We start from the raw sequence: 17705 nt of genomic DNA, 5'->3' as shown, positions 1-17705 counted from the left end.
CCTTTTTTTATTGTAGAAATTTAAAAAGGTATAAGATAGTGGCATACCTACTATGAGGAGAATGCGTGTGGAAGTTATAAAGAGTATTGTACTAAATATTGGGCTGCTTGTAATTCTGGCTCAAATTTTAGCAAGGGTGAAGCTTGTTAAAAAATATATTGTAAGGGAAAAGCATAAAACGAAAGAGTATGTTATATTAATTGCTATTTTTGGAACGATCAGCGTGATTTCTACTTATACGGGGTATGGAGTAAATGGGGCTATTGCTAATACTCGTGTTATAGGTGTTATGGCGGGAGGTTTTATTGGGGGACCTATTGTAGGTATTGGAACAGCTATTATTGGAAGTTTTCATAGGTATATTATTGACATGAATGGTTTTACCGCGGTTGCCTGTGCAATTTCCACATTAGCAGAAGGTGCCATTAGCGCGGTTACGGCGAAATATGTTAAGAAGAATAAATATGAAAGCTTAGATTTATTTGCGATTACTTTTGTTGCTGAATTGCTTCAGATGTTAATTATATTAATCTTTGCAAAGCCTTATCAGGATGCGGTTGCGTTGGTAAGAGTTATTGCGATTCCTATGGTAATCTTTAATTCTTTAGGTATGGTTTTATTTGTTGGTGTGTTCAATCATATTTTTAAAGAAATGGAATATGAGGTGGGAACTAAAGTAAATCTGATATTTGAAATATCTAAGAAATGTCTGCCTCTTTTACAGTCAGGTATTTATAATAAGGAGAATTGCAGTAAAATCAGCGATGTAATTCTAGAGTATTCCAGAGATTTAGCTGTTATTTTTACGGATAAAGAAAATATTATCTGTGTAAAAGGAAAGGCTTTAAATTGCATAGGCTTAAATCGTTTTTTGCCGGGTTTGGCAAATGAAGTTTTGACTAAGAAGAAAGTTTGTATTGCAGAACAGGTATCGGAAGATGATGTTTTATACAAATCCTTGGAAAAAATGGTTGCCATAGGTGCACCGCTTATGAAATATGGACAACCTTTTGGATGCCTTATTATTTTTGCAAATAAATTTAAAATCTCTTATCATTCGGAAGTGCAGTTTGCAGAAGGATTAAGTAAATTACTATCTGTACAATTTGAACTTGCGGAAATGGAAAAACAACAGGCACTTTTGCAAAAGGCAGAATATAAAGCATTGCAGACCCAGATTAATCCTCACTTCATCTTTAACTCTCTAAATACAATCAGTGCTTTTTGCAGAGAAAAACCGGATAAAGCAAGAGAACTTTTAATTGCCCTTGCTACTTATTTCAGAAATTCCATACAAACAAAAGACGGATTTGTAAGTATTTATGATGAAATGGATTATGTTATGGCTTATTTACAGCTTGAAAAAGCAAGGTTTGATGAGCGGCTGAATATTATTATTGACATGCCGGAAAATATTGATTGTAAAATGCCCTGTCTGATTTTACAGCCTATTGTAGAGAATGCAATTAAACATGGAGCTATGAAGAAAAAGCAGGGAGAAGTGAAAATCATCATTAAGGAAGAAAAGAAAGCCATTAAAATATCCGTAATGGATAATGGGTTTGGAATGCCGCAGAATGTTGTACATGGGTTAAAATACAACACCATCGACAATGGCAGAATTGGACTTATAAATGTACAAAAAAGATTATGTTATATTTATGGTGAAAATAATGGTTTGGATATTGATACATCAGACAAGGGGACTATAGTAAATATATCTATACCGAAAGATATTTCAAATAAGCTGAAACTAAATAGAATGCCTGTTTATAAGAATGTAGTTTAAAATCCGGTAATTTATTCATACAATTACTTTAAGAAATGGAGATAAACCAATGAGAATAGCAATCATTGATGACGAAAAACCTGCAAGAAGTGAATTAATATATCTCATTAAGGAAATAATACCAAATGCAGTAATACTGGAAGCAGAAAGTGGAGACGAGGCTTTGAAACTTATTGCAAGAGAACAATTTGATTTACTTTGCATTGATATTAATTTGGGAGATATAAGTGGTACTTCCCTTGCTGTGGCCGCCCGTAAATTAATTCCAGAGGTAGAAATTGTATTTGCTACGGCTTACAATAACTATGCGGATAAAGCATTTGAAGTGGACGCCTTGTATTATTTATTAAAGCCTTTTTCAGAAGAAAAAGTAAATCAGATGCTAGAGAAATATAATCAGAAACATGGAAAATGCTGTTATGACAACAATAATCTTTGTATTTCCAAAATTCCGTTAAATGTGGATAAGAAGATTGTTTTAGTTGAAATTCCCTCTATTGTTTATATTGAATCACAAAATCGGTCATGTATCATTCATACAAAAGAGAAAAGCTATAAAGATAATAATCCTTTGAATTATTTTGAAGAGAAACTGACCGATAAGGGTTTCTTCCGGATACAGAAAAGTTATTTAATAAATTTGAATTATGTTTTGGAGATATACCCCTGGTTTAATAACACATATTGCGTAAAAATGGAAGGTTTCAAAGATGTTGTTTTACCAATCAGCAGGAATCAAATTAAGAATTTGAAGAATATACTTTACATTTGATGCACTGATTTTGACATGTTACCCCTGAATTTATACAAGACACACAATATCCCGAGCAAATATAAAGAAAATATGATAAAATCGACAGAGAAATAAAGAAAGTGTAAAACATATTACATTTTTATTAAATCATTCAACCATAAAAATCTGTTGTTTGATGAAAGCTTTTGTACATTTTACATAAAGGAGGAGTGAAAAGGATATTGGTAGCTTTTTAGAAGTTCAAAATCTGTACTTTTAAAAATTAATTTATTTAGGAGGTAGCTATGGTAATATTTTTAATAGGGCTCGTAATTTTAATAGTGGGCGGAGCAATTTATGGAAAGTTTTGTGAAAAAGTTTTCGGACCGGACGACAGGGAGACTCCGGCGACAGCATTGGCAGACGGTGTTGACTATGTTGCAATGAAACCTTGGAAAAACAAATTAATTGAACTTTTAAACATCGCAGGAACAGGACCAATCCTTGGACCGATTCAAGGTATTTTATTTGGACCTATTGCATTTATTACAATTCCTATAGGATGTGTTCTTGCAGGTGCACTTCACGATTATTTTGTAGGTATGATTTCAATGCGTAATGGCGGTGCACAGATTCCTAAAATGATGTACAAGTTTTTAGGAAAAGGGGCAACAAGAATTTATACCGTTATTATTTGGGTATTAATGTTACTTACCGGTGTTGTATTTATCTATACACCAGGTGACCTAATTGTTGGTGATGTATTAGGCATGGATGTTAAGAGTAATGTAATTTGGATTGTTTATGCTGTTATTCTGCTTTATTATGTTATTTCCACAATATTCCCGATTGATCAAATTATTGGACGTGTTTATCCAATCTTTGGTGCAATACTAATTGTATCAGCGGTTGGTGTTTTAGTTGGTGTTATGTTAGATGGCGGTGCAAATATGCCTGCTTTAAGCAGTGGCTTATTAATGCAGCATCCAAAGGGACAATCTTTCATACCAGTATTCTTCATTACAGTGGCATGTGGTATTATGTCAGGTTTTCATGGCAGTCAGGCAACACTTATTTCAAGAACTGTAAAACATGAAAAAGAAGGACGTCATACATTCTATACCATGATGCTTGTGGAAGGTGCTATTGCTATGATTTGGGCAGCTGGTGCCATGGTTCTTTTCGGAAGAGGAACTGATACGGTAACAGGTGCTACTCAGATGGTAGGTATTATCTCAAGAGAGTTCATGGGATCTATTGGCGGACTATTTGCAATTATTGGTGTTATTGTTCTTCCAATCACATCTGGCGATACAGCTTTTAGAGCCGTGCGTTTAATGATTGCAGAACAGTTTAACATTGATCAAAAAAGTGCAAGTAAACGTGTGGTATTATCCTTAATTATCTTTATCCCCGCTATATTGATACTTTTTTATGCAAAATCTTCTCCGGGTGGATTCAATTTATTATGGAGATATTTCGGATTTACAAACCAATTAGTTGCAGTATTTGCGCTGGCAATGATTACGGTATACTTAAAGACGGCAGGGAAAAATTACTTAATTTCTCTGTTGCCGGGAACTTTTTATACCTTTATCGTTTTTAGTTATATATTCCATGAAAAGATTGGTTTCGGCTTAGAAGCTAGACTTGGTGAAAGACTTGGTATTGCAGACACCAGTTACGCTATCTCATATATTTTAGGTGCTATCTGTGCGGTACTATTCTTATGGCTAGTGCCAAAATTAGCTTCTAAGAGAAAAGATACAATTCTTAATTATAAGATGTAACTATAATAAGATAAGAGTTGCGTTATTATTTATAAACGGCTGGAAATGAAAATTACACACAATAAAATCTCCTTTTGATATAACTTATAAAGTGAAGTAGCTGTTACTTTGACCAATAATAGTCTAAGTGGCAGCTGCTTTGCTTTATATAATGAGAGTTAATTTCAATATATATCTAATAATTCTGTGTAATTTTAATAATTATTGTGAACTTCATGAGTAAAACTTTTAATAAATTTCATAAAAAATAGGTATAATTTATTATGAAAATTAAGGACGCGTTCTTGACTTTTTGAAGTTATAAAATTATAATGGTAATAAATTGTTTAAGACAAGTTTATATGGTTTTTGAAATTTTCCGGTTGGCAATTATTATTGTTTCAAGTTTTAGCTTTAGGGTGGAGAGCTTAGCTGTCCTACGCCCTTTTTTTGTACCATTAACGTTTAAAGGAGGTGTAAAAGTGGCAAAAGAAGCTGTAGAGTTAGTTAAAAAAGCTGAAGAAGAAGCACAAGCACTTTTGGAGCAATCACGTATTTATTCTGAAAAAGCTTTAGAGGAAGCTAAAATTTCTGCAAAAGAAAAGTATAAGCAAATTCTTAATGATGCGAAGGGAGAAACAGAGAATATAAAAAAGAAGGCGGAAGAAGATACTCAGTCAAAGGCTCAGCCGACAATTATAAAAGGCAAAGAAGATGCAGATGCTATCAGGAATATGAATGAAAAAGAATTAACTTCAGCTATAAACATTGTTATTGAGAGGATTGTGAAAATAAATGGCAATAGTTAAAATGAATCGGTTTAGCCTCTTTGTCTTTGAATCAGATAAAGAAAATCTTCTTCATGAACTCCAAAAATTTAATTATGTTCATTTCCAGGATTTAAAAGAAAATACAGATTATATGGAAATGGGGCTGGAAAATGGAAAAGTTCCCGAGAACATAGTTCGAGTGGATGAAGAGATAACAAAAGTTAAGTATGGCATTGAGAAGTTGTCCAAATATGACACTAGAGTAACCGGATTAAAAGCCATGAAAGAAGGAAGGGAAGCTCTAGAGTTTACAGAACTGGAAGAGAGAGCAGAAAGTTTTAATTATCAGCCTATCTATGAACGACTGAAAGAAGTTGTTTCCTCTATAGAAGCTATTAAGAGTGAAAAGGAAAAGTTAAATTCAGCCATGAATGAGTTAAAACCATGGATGGATTTAGATGCAGCTGTTAGTGAACTTAGTTCTGTTAAACAATGTATAACTTTAACGGGAACAATACCCAGGAATGCAAGAGAAAGCATGGAGAAGGAACTGCTGGAAATGCAGTATACCTACTATGAGGTAATAGGTGAAGAAAAAGGTTATCTTTATATCTTTATAATTTCAGTAAAAGAAGAAGCAGATTCTGCAATAGAAATCCTTAGAAATCATGGCTTTGCAGAAGTAAAGTTAAGTATAAAAGATACGCCCAGAAATGAGATAGCTATTATTCAAAACAGAAAAAAAGTGTTAGAAGAGGAAGAAAAGAATTGCGAACAGCAGCTGACTGAACTTAGTAAGTATTTGCCTAATCTGGAATTGCTATATGATTTCTGCATGAATAACAAACTAAGAATTGCTTCTTCGGAAAACTTTTTAATGGCTGGGAATGTAAATATTATTGAAGGATATGTTCCGGCAGATATGGTAAGTGAATTCACAGATATTGTGAAAAAGAATTTAAATAATGTTTACTATATGGAAATTGAAGAAGCGGATAAAGAGGATGAAGAAGTACCTATATTACTTAAAAATTCAGCTTTCTCCAAACCATATGAGTCATTAACTACCATGTATGCACTTCCAAAATATAATGAAATCGATCCTACACCTTTATTTGCACCATTTTATATCTTCTTTTTTGGTATGATGATAGCAGATATGGGATACGGTTTATTATTAGCACTAGGAACCGGAATTGCTCTGAAAACGTTTAATCTTTCCAAAGAGCAAAGGAAGAATATGCTGTTTTATTTTTACGGAAGCATAGCAACTATTATTTGGGGTGCTATATACGGTTCTTTCTTTGGAGGTATTATACCTATGCCGGCACTGATTGATGTTGCGGTAGAATATAATCTTTTACTTATTGTTTCTATCGCTTTTGGTATTCTTCATATATTCTTTGCTTTAGGAATACATGCATATCTGAATATAAGAGACGGAAAACCATTAGATGCATTATTTGATGTAGGTTTTTGGTATATGGCACTGATTGGTGCAATTCTCCTCCTATTAACAACCACTGGTACTTTATCCGGCGGTTTTAAAAATGTAGCTGTCGTAATTATGGTTATTGGTATGGCTGGAATAGTATTAACAGGAGGCAGAAGCTCTGAAGGTATAGGTGGTAAGATTGGTGGGGGACTTTATAGTTTATATGGAATCTCCAGTTATGTAGGTGACTTTGTGTCTTATTCCAGATTAATGGCTCTTGGTTTATCCGGAGCATTTATCGCTTCTGCAATTAATATGATGGTTGAAATGCTATGTGGTATGGGCATTTTCGGAATTATTGGGGGAATCGTAGTATTTGTAGTCGGTCATTCCTTTAATGTATTTTTAAGTGTACTGAGTGGATATGTTCATTCCATCCGACTTACCTATGTAGAGTTTTTTGGTAAATTCTATGAAGGCGGAGGAAAAGCTTTTAAATTACTACAAAGTAAACCTAAATATACTAATTTAAAAGAGTAATGTTTATTAGATTAAATTTTTAAGATGAAAGCATAATTTATAGAGTTAAGTTCAAACAACAAAATTAAACTTTAAGATTATAAATAAAAGGCTTCATTTATAGCTTTGAATCAATAAAAGCAAAATAAAAAGCATGTAATCTTTAAAGATAAATTTATTTAATTTTAAAAACTCAAAATGATTAGGAGGAAATATTTATGTCTTTTTCAGAATTTTTTATGAATAATAGTGGAGTAGCATTTGGAGCGATAGGAGCAGCATTAGCAGTAATATTATCAGGTTTCGGATCTGCAAGAGGTGTTGGTATGGTAGGTGAAGCCGCTTCCGGTTTGATGGTTGAAGAACCTGAAAAGTTTGGTAAGTCTCTAGTTCTTCAGTTACTGCCAGGTACACAGGGACTTTATGGATTCGTTATCGGTCTTTTAGCATTAGGACAGTTAAGTGCAGACATGAGTCTGGCACATGGTTTCTACATTCTGATATCCTGTCTTCCTGTTGCTTTTATTGGCTGGAGATCTGCTATTGCTCAAGGTAGAGTAGCAGTAACCGGTATTACATTGCTTGCTAAAAATGAAGCGCAATCCACAAAAGGTATTATATATGCAGTTATGGTTGAAACTTACGCACTTTTGTCCTTCGTTATTTCATTAATTTTATTAAACTCAGTTAGTTTCTAGACCTTATCAACAAAATTTTAAGGATGTGAACTTATGTCAAATTTAGATAATCTAATCCAAAAGATAAAATTGGATGCTCAGTCTCGGGCAGATGAAATGCGAAGAGAGGCTGATAAGAAAAAAGAAGAAATAGTGAATGGACAAGTTAAGCTGGCATTGGAAGAAAAGGCTAAGATGGTAGATAAAGCAGAAAAAGATGCTGAAATAATAAAAAGCCGAATCCTTTCCAATGCAGATTTAAGGGTAAGAGATGAAATGTTAAAAGCAAAACAGGAAGTGATAGATAAAGTATTCCTGTTGGCGAAAGAAAGACTTATGAATCTGGATGATAAAGAATATGCCGAATTTGTAAAGAATCAAATCAGTACTTTAGATTTAACAGGTGAAGAAATAATAATTGTACCAAATAATCGAAAAGACTTAATCAAAAACCTTGGATTAAATTTAAAAGTGTCTGAGGAAGAAACCATTGATTCTGGATTTACACTAGTGAATAAGAAAGTAAGACTTAATTTTTCTTTCGAAACCCTTATTGATTTTCTACGAGAGGATTTAGAAACAGAGATAGCACAAGTATTATTCAAAAAAGAATAGGAGAGGTTTCATGGATAGAATGGATTTTACCCAAGGCGTCGTAAGAACCAGAGTCCTTGAAAAACGACTCCTTTCAAGGGCACAAATCGATAGGATGATTGATGCAGACAGTATAGAAGATGTCTTTCGAATACTGGGTGAGACTGAATATGCCGGGGAAGCCTCAAAGGTAAAGGATTTTTATGACTATGAAAAAGTTTTATCCAATGAGCTGAGCAGAGTATATCATTTAATGAGAGAAATCTCCGTAGATCCAAAAGTGATTGATTTATTAACTCTAAAATATGATTACCATAATCTAAAAGTTATGATAAAAGAAAAGGAGTTAAATGAGGATTTTTCTTATTTATACCTTACCATTGGAACAGACGATTTTAAAGACATAAAAAGATTGTTCCTTGACGGTAATCTCACAGAAATCAAGAAAGAATATCAGGAAGCAATTGAGGCAGTACAGAAGGATTTTGCTAGAAGCAAAGATCCGGGAAGAATTGATATGATTCTTGACCGGTACTATTTTAAGCATTTATATCAGCTGGCTGCAGATACAAAGATTCCGCTGTTTGTTGATTACGTAAAGGATATGATTGATTTTATCAATGTAAAGACCACCATTCGCCTGAAAAGGCAGGGAAGAAATCGTAATGTTATGGAAGAAGCAATTCTTTCAGGCGGTAATATTGATAAAGAAAGTCTGTTGCTTACGTTAAATGATTCTATTGAGGAAATGATGCAAAAGTTAAAGGATTACAGAATTAGTGCTAGCCTTTTAAAAGGTTTGGAGTCCTATGAAAAGACCAATCGTTTAACAGATTTTGAAAAATATATGGATGATTATTTAATGAATTTAAATAAGTCTTCCAAGTATATTACTTTTGGACCAGAACCTATTTTCTCATATGTAGTGGCTAAGGAAACAGAAATTAAGAATCTAAGGATTATTATGGTATCTAAAACGAATGGTATTTCTCCTGAAGCCATAAGAGAAAGGGTGCGTGATTTATATGTATAAAATTGGTGTTGTTGGTGATAAAGATTCTATCCTTGCTTTTAAAGCATTGGGAATCGATGTTTATACCGTAAACAATAAAGAAGAAGCACGAAAAACAGTTGATACCCTTGCACATAACAACTATGGTATTATTTTTATTACGGAACAAATGGCCAGTCTAATACCGGATACATTATCACGTTATGACAAAGAGGCAGTCCCTGCAGTAATTCTCATACCCAGTAATCAGGGCACTCTGAATATAGGTATGGATCGAATCAATGAATATGTAGAGAAAGCCATAGGTACAAATATATTATAGAAGGAGAGGCTTATCTTGAAAATAGGAAAAATAGTAAAGGTATCCGGACCTTTAGTTGTTGCAGAGGGAATGGATGAAGCAAATGTATACGATGTTGTTCAGGTTTCAAGTGATAAACTCATCGGTGAAATAATAGAAATGAGAGGCGATAAAGCCTCTATCCAGGTATATGAAGATACTACCGGAATAGGACCGGGAGATCCTGTGTATTCAACAGGAGAACCTCTTTCTGTAGAATTAGGTCCGGGGTTATTGGAAGCCATGTTTGATGGAATACAGAGGCCTTTGGCACCATTACAGGCAGTTGCCGGAGACTTCCTAACAAAAGGAGTGGATGTACCAAGTTTAAATCGGGAGAAAAAATGGAATTTTACACCTGCTGTTAAAGCAGGTGATACCGTTGCCCAAGGAGATGTAATTGGTACGGTACAGGAAACTCCACTTGTATTGCACAAAATCATGGTGCCTTTTGGAATGTCAGGAACTGTAACAGATATTAAAGAAGGGGAATATACAATAGTAGATACAATCTGTACCCTTGATAATAAATCTAATCTTTGCATGATGCAAAAGTGGCCGGTTCGTAAGGGAAGAGGCTTCGAAAGAAAAATGGATCCGAATGTTCCACTATTAACAGGTCAAAGAGTTGTTGATACCTTTTTCCCAGTTACTAAGGGCGGAACTGCTGCTATTCCAGGACCTTTCGGTTCCGGAAAAACAGTAATTCAGCATCAGCTTGCAAAATGGGCCGATGCACAGATTGTTGTTTATATTGGCTGCGGAGAACGTGGAAATGAAATGACAGACGTATTAATGGAATTCCCTGAAATTATTGATCCTGAAACAGGGGAATCTTTAATGAAAAGGACGGTTCTTATTGCTAATACATCCAACATGCCCGTTGCAGCCCGTGAAGCATCCATTTATACAGGTATAACCATTGCTGAATATTATCGTGACATGGGCTATTCCGTAGCGCTTATGGCAGACTCTACCTCCAGATGGGCAGAAGCATTAAGAGAAATGTCCGGACGTTTGGAAGAAATGCCAGGTGATGAAGGTTTCCCGGCTTATCTTGCTTCCCGTATTGCAAGCTTTTATGAAAGAGCCGGTAAGGTAATATGTCATGGTAATGATAACAGAGAAGGTGCAGTAACCGTAATCGGAGCTGTATCACCTCCAGGCGGTGATATATCAGAACCGGTTACCCAGTCAACCTTAAGAATTGTAAAGGTATTCTGGGGATTGGATTATGCTCTTTCTTATGCAAGACATTTCCCAGCTATTAACTGGCTAAACTCTTATTCCCTCTATCAAAGTAAGGTAGATGGATGGATGAATGATAATATTGATTCGGAATTTGCGGCTAATAGACAAAGAGCAATGAACTTACTACAGGATGAATCCGAATTACAGGAGATTGTAAGACTGGTTGGTAAGGACACTCTTTCTGAAGAAGATCAGTTAAAACTGGAAACTACCAAGTCTATAAGAGAAGACTTTTTACAACAAAATGCGTTCCATGAAGTGGATACTTTCTGCTCTTTGGAAAAACAAAATAAAATGTTAAAGATTGTTCTGAATTTTTATGACGAAGGACTTCGTGCTTTAAAATCGGGCATATATTTAAAAGAAGTTGCAAGTATACCAGTTCGAGATAAAATAGCCAGAATGAAGTACATTCCAGAAGATGAGATGAAGGAAGAACTTGACAGTATTCAAACAGAGTTAAAGACAAGTATAGATCAACTAATAAGCAAAGGAGGTATCCTTAATGCTTAAAGAATATAAAACAGTTACGGAAGTAGTAGGACCCTTAATGGCTGTTGAAGGTGTTGAAGGGGTTAAATACGAAGAACTGGTAGATATTGAACTGCAGACAGGAGAAAAGAGAAGAGGAAGGGTTTTAGAGATCAATGGAGATAAAGCCATGGTTCAGCTTTTCGAAGGATCCACAGGTATTAATCTTAAGAATACCAGCGTTCGATTTTTAGGAAGACCCCTTGAACTTGGTGTGTCCCTTGACATGATTGGTCGAATCTTTGATGGATTAGGCCGTCCAAAGGATAATGGACCTAAAATTATTGCTGATAAAAAAGTAAATGTGAATGGTGTTCCTATTAATCCGGTTTCCAGAGATTATCCCGATGAATTCATTCAGACCGGTATCTCTTGTATCGATGGTTTGAATACATTGGTACGTGGACAAAAACTACCAATATTCTCAGGTGCCGGTTTACCTCATAATGAAGTTGCTGCTCAGATTGCAAGGCAGGCTTCTGTCTTAGGTTCAGGTGAGAAGTTTGCGGTAGTATTTGCTGCTATGGGTATTACCTTCGAAGAGGCTCAATTCTTTATTGATGACTTTACAAGAACAGGTGCAATTGACCGTACCGTTATGTTTATGAACCTGGCTGATGATCCTGCTATCGAAAGAATTACAACACCACGTGTAGCCTTAACTTGTGCTGAATATTTAGCTTTTGAAAAAGATATGCATGTACTCGTTATTTTAACCGATATGACCAACTATGCAGAAGCATTAAGAGAAATATCTGCAGCCAGAAAAGAAGTACCGGGAAGACGTGGTTATCCGGGATATTTATATACAGACCTTTCTCAAATATATGAAAGAGCCGGAAAAGTTAAGGGAAGAAAGGGTTCTATAACTCAGATTCCAATTCTTACTATGCCGGAAGATGATATTACCCATCCTATTCCTGACTTAACAGGATATATTACAGAAGGACAGATTATTCTTTCCAGAGATTTGTATAAGAGAGGTATGGAACCTCCAATTAATGCGGTTCCTTCCCTATCCAGATTAAAAGATAAAGGTATAGGTAAAGGAAAAACGAGAGAAGATCATGCAAGTACCATGAACCAGTTATACGCAGCATATACCTCCGGTAGAGAAGCAAAAGAACTATCTGCAATTCTTGGTGAAAGTGCATTATCAGAAACAGACAAAGCTTTTGCACGTTTTGCTGAGGAATTTGATGCGAAATATGTTAACCAAGGGTATTACAACAACAGGGGCATAGAGGAAACCTTAGATTTAGGATGGGAGTTATTAAAACTTATTCCTAGAAGCGAGTTAAAGAGAATTGATACTAAGCTCCTTGATAAATACCTTCCATTAGATGACAAAGGGGCTGAGTAGATGTCAAAACTAAACGTAAACCCTACCCGTATGGAACTTTCTAATCTGAAGAGAAGATTAGTTACTGCAAAACGCGGACATAAACTTCTTAAAGATAAGCAGGATGAATTAATGAGAAAATTCATTGAGCTGATTAAGAGGAATAAGGAATTACGTGTGGAAGTAGAGAAAGAACTTAGCCAGTCCTTTAAAGACTTTCTCATAGCCAGTGCAGTAATGTCTCCCCAGATGTTGGAAGAAGCAGTCGCATTTCCGAATGAAAAGATTAATGTGGACATTACCATGAAGAATATCATGAGTGTATATGTTCCGGTTATGAATTATAAGAGAGAAATGCAGAATGAAGATGAAGGCAGTATATATCCTTATGGATATGCCCAGACCTCTTCAGAATTAGACGATGCTATTCTTAAACTGTATAATATTTTGTCTAAGCTTTTAGAATTGGCAGAAGTAGAAAAATCCTGTCAGCTCATGGCAGATGAAATTGAAAAGACCAGAAGAAGGGTTAATGCGCTAGAGTACCGTACAATACCTGATTTGGAAGTAACCATAAAATATATCAGAATGAAATTGGATGAAAATGAAAGAAGTACAATTACACGTCTGATGAAAGTAAAAGATATTATTAATAAATAAAATATTATAAGGACGTTTCGTCTTAAATAGACCTTCATAGATGTGGATTTTTGTGTACCATGTCTGAGAAGGTCTATTTTATTGGCTCTGTACAAAGTGTTTGGATTGGGTTTTATGGAACCTGACTGGATACTGGATGCAGAGCTATTTTACTAATTAGGGCAAACTGTTTCCTTGTAATATTTCTACAAATTTGATATACTAAACCATCAACTGTAACACCAGACTTTGATTCTGTGTTATTCTGTGAATAAGACTAGTGGAGGTGAATTAAGCCATGGAAATATACAGAACCGCAGAAGTTGCAAAGATAATTGGAATTCATTCCAATACAGTACGTCTATATGAGAAATTAGGTCTTATTCCTAAAGCAAAACGACAAGAAAACGGTTATCGTATTTTTACTGATTTTCATATAGAGCAATTTAAACTTGCCCGCATAGCTTTTCAAATTGAAGTATTGCAAAATGGATTGCGCAAACAGATAATTGAAATGATAAAGGCATCTGCAGCCAGGGATTTTGACAAAGCACTTGATCTTACAAAAACATATTTACGGCAAGTAAGGTTGGAACAGGATCATGCAGAGGAAGCCATAGAAATAGTAAAACAGCTTATATATGATGACCCACAGGCAAATAGTATGTATAAAAGAAAAGAAGTTTCCGAATATCTTAATGTTTCAATGGACGCACTTAGGAATTGGGAAATGAACGGACTGCTGTCTGTTAAGAGAAAGGAAAATGGATACCGCATTTATACAGAGGAGGATATAAAACGTTTAAAAATTATCCGCTCACTGCGGTGTGCCAACTATTCTCTTGAAGCCATTTTACGTATGCTTAATGAATTATCCTCTAATCCCAGGGCTGATATTAAAGAAGTACTTAATACACCTAAAAAGGATGAAGATATTATATCAGTATGTGACAAACTAATTGTTTCATTACAGACAGCTGAAAAAAATGCAAAGATTATGATTAAAATGCTGCAGGATATGAAAAACAAATTTTAATTAACTCTACACTTTAACACCAACCTTCTTGTTGGTGTTATTCTTCTTTATATTAAATATAAGGAGGACAGACAATGGAAGAAGTAATTAAAGTAGAGCAGCTTTCCAAATCCTATGACGGGCTGCTTGCAGTAGACAATTTAAACATATCTGTAAAACCTGGTATGGTGTTTGGATTGCTTGGTGCAAATGGTGCGGGGAAGAGTACAGCTATTGAATGTATGTTGGGAACCAAAAGGTGTGATAGCAAAAAAATATCTATATTAGGAATGAATCCGCAGAGGGAACGAAAAAAGTTATTTGAAAAGGTAGGAGTTCAGTTTCAGGAAGCTAGTATTCTGTATTTCCCTATGCTCATATTCTCAGGAGCAACATTACCCTATGAAGTTATGCCTGTGAAGCTTCAAAAGATAGCGGATGTATTACCTTTAACCCAAGGAATTAAGCTTCTGAAAGCAGCTTCCCTGGGATTATCAGCAGACAATGTACGGATGCCTATTATTGTCATGGCTGTTCTTGGAATAGTTTGTATTGGTATTTCCATCCGGTTTTTTAAGTGGGAGTAATGTAGAAAATTTGACAATATTTAGAATATACAACGGAAGGAGTGGAGGTACTTAACCTTCACTCCTTCCGTTGCAATAAGGAAAATTATAATCCGGTTTACCGATCCGACATACTGATTGATTCAATAGCAACACTGCCGCCCCGAACTACTTCAACACTTTTAAATTGGCTGGTAAGAAGTTTTATAATGTCATTATTTTTCGTTTCTGTACGAACACATTCTAACAGGATGCTATCCGGGCCATAATCTACAACAGAGGCTTTAAATACGCTGGCAATTTGAAATATTTCGCTCATTTCCTGTTTGGAACAATGCTTAATTTTTACGAATAGTATTTCTTTCATATGTGTTGGAGTGGCAGTAAAATCTAATACCTTTATGACTTCAACCATTCGGTTTAATTGTTTTTGTATTTGTTCAAAGGTAATGTCATCACTGTTTAAGCCTATTGTAATTCTGGATACCGTTGAGTCTTCCGTAGTTCCAACGGTCAAACTTTCTAAATTATAAGATTTACCTGAGAATAACCCGGATATTTTGGCTAATACGCCCACATCGTTTTCTACATATAATGAAAGCCATCTTTTTTTCATATAATACCTCTTTTCTACATATTATTTCGTTTATAGGGGAATATGAATTTCAAATCAACATACATTAAATCAACATACATTAAATCAACATACATTAAATCAACATATATTAAATCAACATGTATTAAATCAACGTACATTAAATTAATATCAAGAAAAACTATAATTCCCTTAACAGTCAAGTATCATTTCGCTTATGGGTTTTCCGCCTTGTACCATAGGAAGAACGATTTCTTCACTATCAATCATGAATTCAATAATAGTTGGAGCTTTTTTGTTATCCATAGCCTGAAGAAAAGCCTTTTTGATATCTTCTTCTTTTTCTACGCGAATTCCATAAGCGCCATAGCTTTCCGCCAATTTAACGAAATCAGGGGAATAAGCAGGACAGGAGTTCTTTGCTCCGGAATCACTTGCTTTAAGGTTATCTGTACCGGAACTATTTGTATCAGACAGGTTTAATCCGCCGCAATGGGATTTGCAGTTTTTGCCCCCCCTTAAACAGGTAGAAGAGTAACGTTTACCGTAGAATAATTTCTGCCACTGTCTTACCATACCTAAACAGCTGTTATTAAAGATACATAGTATTAAAGGTAATTCCCATGCTACGGCAGTAGCCATTTCCTGAATATTCATCTGCATTCCCCCGTCTCCGGAGATACAGATTACCGTACTATCTGGGTTGGCAAACTGTGCCCCTATAGCCGCAGGAAAGCCGAACCCCATAGTCCCAAGGCCACCTGAGGTCAGTAATTGTTTATGTTCATTCATTTCCAGATACTGAGTGGTCCACATTTGATGCTGGCCTACATCAGTAACTACTATGGCTTCAGAAAATGTTTCATTTAATGTTTCAATAATCTTTTTTGGTGTAATTCCGGAATCAATGGTCATATGCAAAGGATATTCTTTTTTCCATTGGAATATCTGGGAGTTCCATGATTCCGTACGGCATCTTTTTACTTCCGGCAGCATTTTTTCAATAGCTAGTTTGGCATCGGATACAATTGGTATATCTACAACAATATTTTTGGAAATGGCAGCAGAGTCAATGTCTATGTGAACGATTTTGGCATTTGGTGCAAATTCACCAAGCTTACCGGTGATTCTGTCATTGAATCTGGTTCCGATAGAAAATAATAAATCACACTCATGTACCGCTTTATTGGCGGCATAGATACCATGCATTCCAATGTTGCCAATATATAAAGGATGAGTAGTATCAATAGTGCCTCTGCCCATTATGGTAGTAACGGCGGGAACATTTGTTAGTTCTACAAGTTTGGTAAATTCCTTTTGTGCCCTGGATATATTTACACCGCCTCCTGCAAGAAAGATTGGCTTCTTTGCATTATGAAGCATATCCAGTGCTTTTTTCAACTGTCCCATGTGAACTTTTGAACTGGGCTTATAACCACGGATACTTACTTCCTTCGGATAAGAATCACTGCCAGGTTCCAGCATAATATCTTTTGGAAGATCTACAATAACCGGTCCCGGTTTGCCGGTACTTGCAATATAGAAAGCTTCTTTTATAACTCTTCCAAGGTCTTCCCGGTTTCGTACGGTTACACCGTATTTGCAGATGCTTCTTGTAATTCCTATAATATCTACTTCCTGAAAGGCATCGTTACCAATTAATCCGGTAGGTACCTGGCCGGTAAAACAAACCAAAGGAATACTATCATAATTGGCATCTGCAATTCCGGTAATTAGATTGGTTGCGCCAGGACCGCTGGTTACCAAACAAACACCAACTTTACCGGTAGAACGGGCATACCCCTCTGCGGCATGAATGAGGCCTTGCTCATGACGGGGCAGAATAACTTCAATATCCTCTTGTTTATACAGTTCATCGAATATGTCTATGGCATATCCGCCGGGATAACCGAATAAAGTGGTGATTCCCTCCTCTTTTAATGCTTTTACAAATAATTCTGTTCCTCTTATCTTCATATACTGGCTCCTTTCCGAAAAAAATAAATGAAAAAGTAATAAAAAAAGCCCTAAGCTGAGTGTTTCAGCTTAGGGCGAACATTGCGTCCGTGTTACCACCTAAATTCAAAGATTTCTCTTTGCTCTCTGCCAGTACGGGATTTAATAAATT

16 protein-coding genes and 1 other annotated feature are annotated in these 17705 nt (G+C 35.4%); of the genes, 14 read left to right on the top strand and 2 right to left on the bottom strand.

What is annotated here, in order from left to right:
- The first annotated feature begins 67 nt into the window (after positions 1–67).
- From RT261_RS06170 to RT261_RS06105, 14 genes are all read left to right on the top strand, one after another.
- Positions 68–1789, top strand: coding sequence for a LytS/YhcK type 5TM receptor domain-containing protein (locus tag RT261_RS06170; RefSeq protein WP_313130721.1), 1722 nt, complete (start codon positions 68–70; stop codon positions 1787–1789).
- A gap of 49 nt (positions 1790–1838) precedes the next feature.
- Entirely contained in the window at positions 1839–2561 is a 723-nt protein-coding gene (locus tag RT261_RS06165) for a LytR/AlgR family response regulator transcription factor (protein WP_313130718.1), read from the top strand.
- Positions 2562–2827: 266 nt separating this feature from the next.
- Complete coding sequence (locus tag RT261_RS06160) at positions 2828–4312, top strand: carbon starvation CstA family protein (protein WP_313130716.1); 1485 nt, start codon at positions 2828–2830, stop codon at positions 4310–4312.
- A gap of 360 nt (positions 4313–4672) precedes the next feature.
- Positions 4673–4720: a sequence feature (sodium ion sensor (DUF1646 type); this cis-regulatory element may regulate processes involved in with the transportation of sodium ions), on the top strand.
- A 53-nt stretch (positions 4721–4773) separates the two neighbouring features.
- Positions 4774–5100, top strand: coding sequence for an ATPase (locus tag RT261_RS06155; RefSeq protein ID WP_313130714.1), 327 nt, complete (start codon positions 4774–4776; stop codon positions 5098–5100).
- Complete coding sequence (locus RT261_RS06150; protein WP_313130713.1) at positions 5087–7036, top strand: V-type ATP synthase subunit I; 1950 nt, start codon at positions 5087–5089, stop codon at positions 7034–7036. The genes RT261_RS06155 and RT261_RS06150 overlap by 14 nt, the downstream gene beginning before the upstream one ends.
- 197 nt (positions 7037–7233) lie before the next feature.
- Positions 7234–7713 (top strand): V-type ATP synthase subunit K, encoded by a 480-nt coding sequence (locus RT261_RS06145; RefSeq protein WP_313130710.1) that lies wholly within the window; start codon positions 7234–7236, stop codon positions 7711–7713.
- A 33-nt stretch (positions 7714–7746) separates the two neighbouring features.
- Positions 7747–8307 carry a V-type ATP synthase subunit E gene (locus RT261_RS06140; protein WP_313130707.1) on the top strand — a complete coding sequence of 187 codons (561 nt, stop codon included), beginning with the start codon at positions 7747–7749 and terminating at the stop codon, positions 8305–8307.
- A gap of 10 nt (positions 8308–8317) precedes the next feature.
- On the top strand, positions 8318–9319 hold the full coding sequence (locus tag RT261_RS06135) for a V-type ATP synthase subunit C (RefSeq protein ID WP_313130705.1): 1002 nt from the start codon (positions 8318–8320) through the stop codon (positions 9317–9319).
- Positions 9312–9620, top strand: coding sequence for a V-type ATP synthase subunit F (locus RT261_RS06130; RefSeq protein ID WP_313130703.1), 309 nt, complete (start codon positions 9312–9314; stop codon positions 9618–9620). Before RT261_RS06135 ends, RT261_RS06130 begins: the two co-directional genes overlap by 8 nt.
- Positions 9621–9635: 15 nt before the next feature.
- Positions 9636–11402, top strand: a complete 1767-nt coding sequence (locus RT261_RS06125; RefSeq protein WP_313130700.1) for a V-type ATP synthase subunit A — start codon at positions 9636–9638, stop codon at positions 11400–11402.
- Positions 11395–12783, top strand: coding sequence for a V-type ATP synthase subunit B (locus RT261_RS06120; RefSeq protein WP_313130697.1), 1389 nt, complete (start codon positions 11395–11397; stop codon positions 12781–12783). The genes RT261_RS06125 and RT261_RS06120 overlap by 8 nt, the downstream gene beginning before the upstream one ends.
- Positions 12784–13422 (top strand): V-type ATP synthase subunit D, encoded by a 639-nt coding sequence (locus tag RT261_RS06115; RefSeq protein WP_313130695.1) that lies wholly within the window; start codon positions 12784–12786, stop codon positions 13420–13422.
- Positions 13423–13699: 277 nt separating this feature from the next.
- Complete coding sequence (locus RT261_RS06110) at positions 13700–14437, top strand: MerR family transcriptional regulator (protein ID WP_313130690.1); 738 nt, start codon at positions 13700–13702, stop codon at positions 14435–14437.
- Between the two features lie 74 nt (positions 14438–14511).
- A complete protein-coding gene (locus RT261_RS06105) occupies positions 14512–15003 on the top strand; it encodes an ATP-binding cassette domain-containing protein (protein WP_313130688.1) in 492 nt (163 codons plus the stop codon).
- Between the two features lie 97 nt (positions 15004–15100).
- On the opposite strand, the gene ilvN is transcribed toward RT261_RS06105, so the two are convergent.
- Entirely contained in the window at positions 15101–15598 is a 498-nt protein-coding gene (gene ilvN / locus RT261_RS06100) for an acetolactate synthase small subunit (protein ID WP_313130685.1), read from the bottom strand.
- A 171-nt stretch (positions 15599–15769) separates the two neighbouring features.
- Positions 15770–17554 carry a biosynthetic-type acetolactate synthase large subunit gene (ilvB, locus tag RT261_RS06095; protein ID WP_313130682.1) on the bottom strand — a complete coding sequence of 595 codons (1785 nt, stop codon included), beginning with the start codon at positions 17552–17554 and terminating at the stop codon, positions 15770–15772.
- Positions 17555–17705 lie beyond the last annotated feature (151 nt).

This window comes from Anaerocolumna sp. (assembly GCF_032079385.1).
In the GTDB taxonomy this organism is placed as follows: Bacteria; Bacillota; Clostridia; order Lachnospirales; family Lachnospiraceae; genus Anaerocolumna.
The sequence above is the reverse complement of the archived record's forward strand: the minus strand, read 5'-3'. Positions and strand labels throughout refer to the sequence as shown.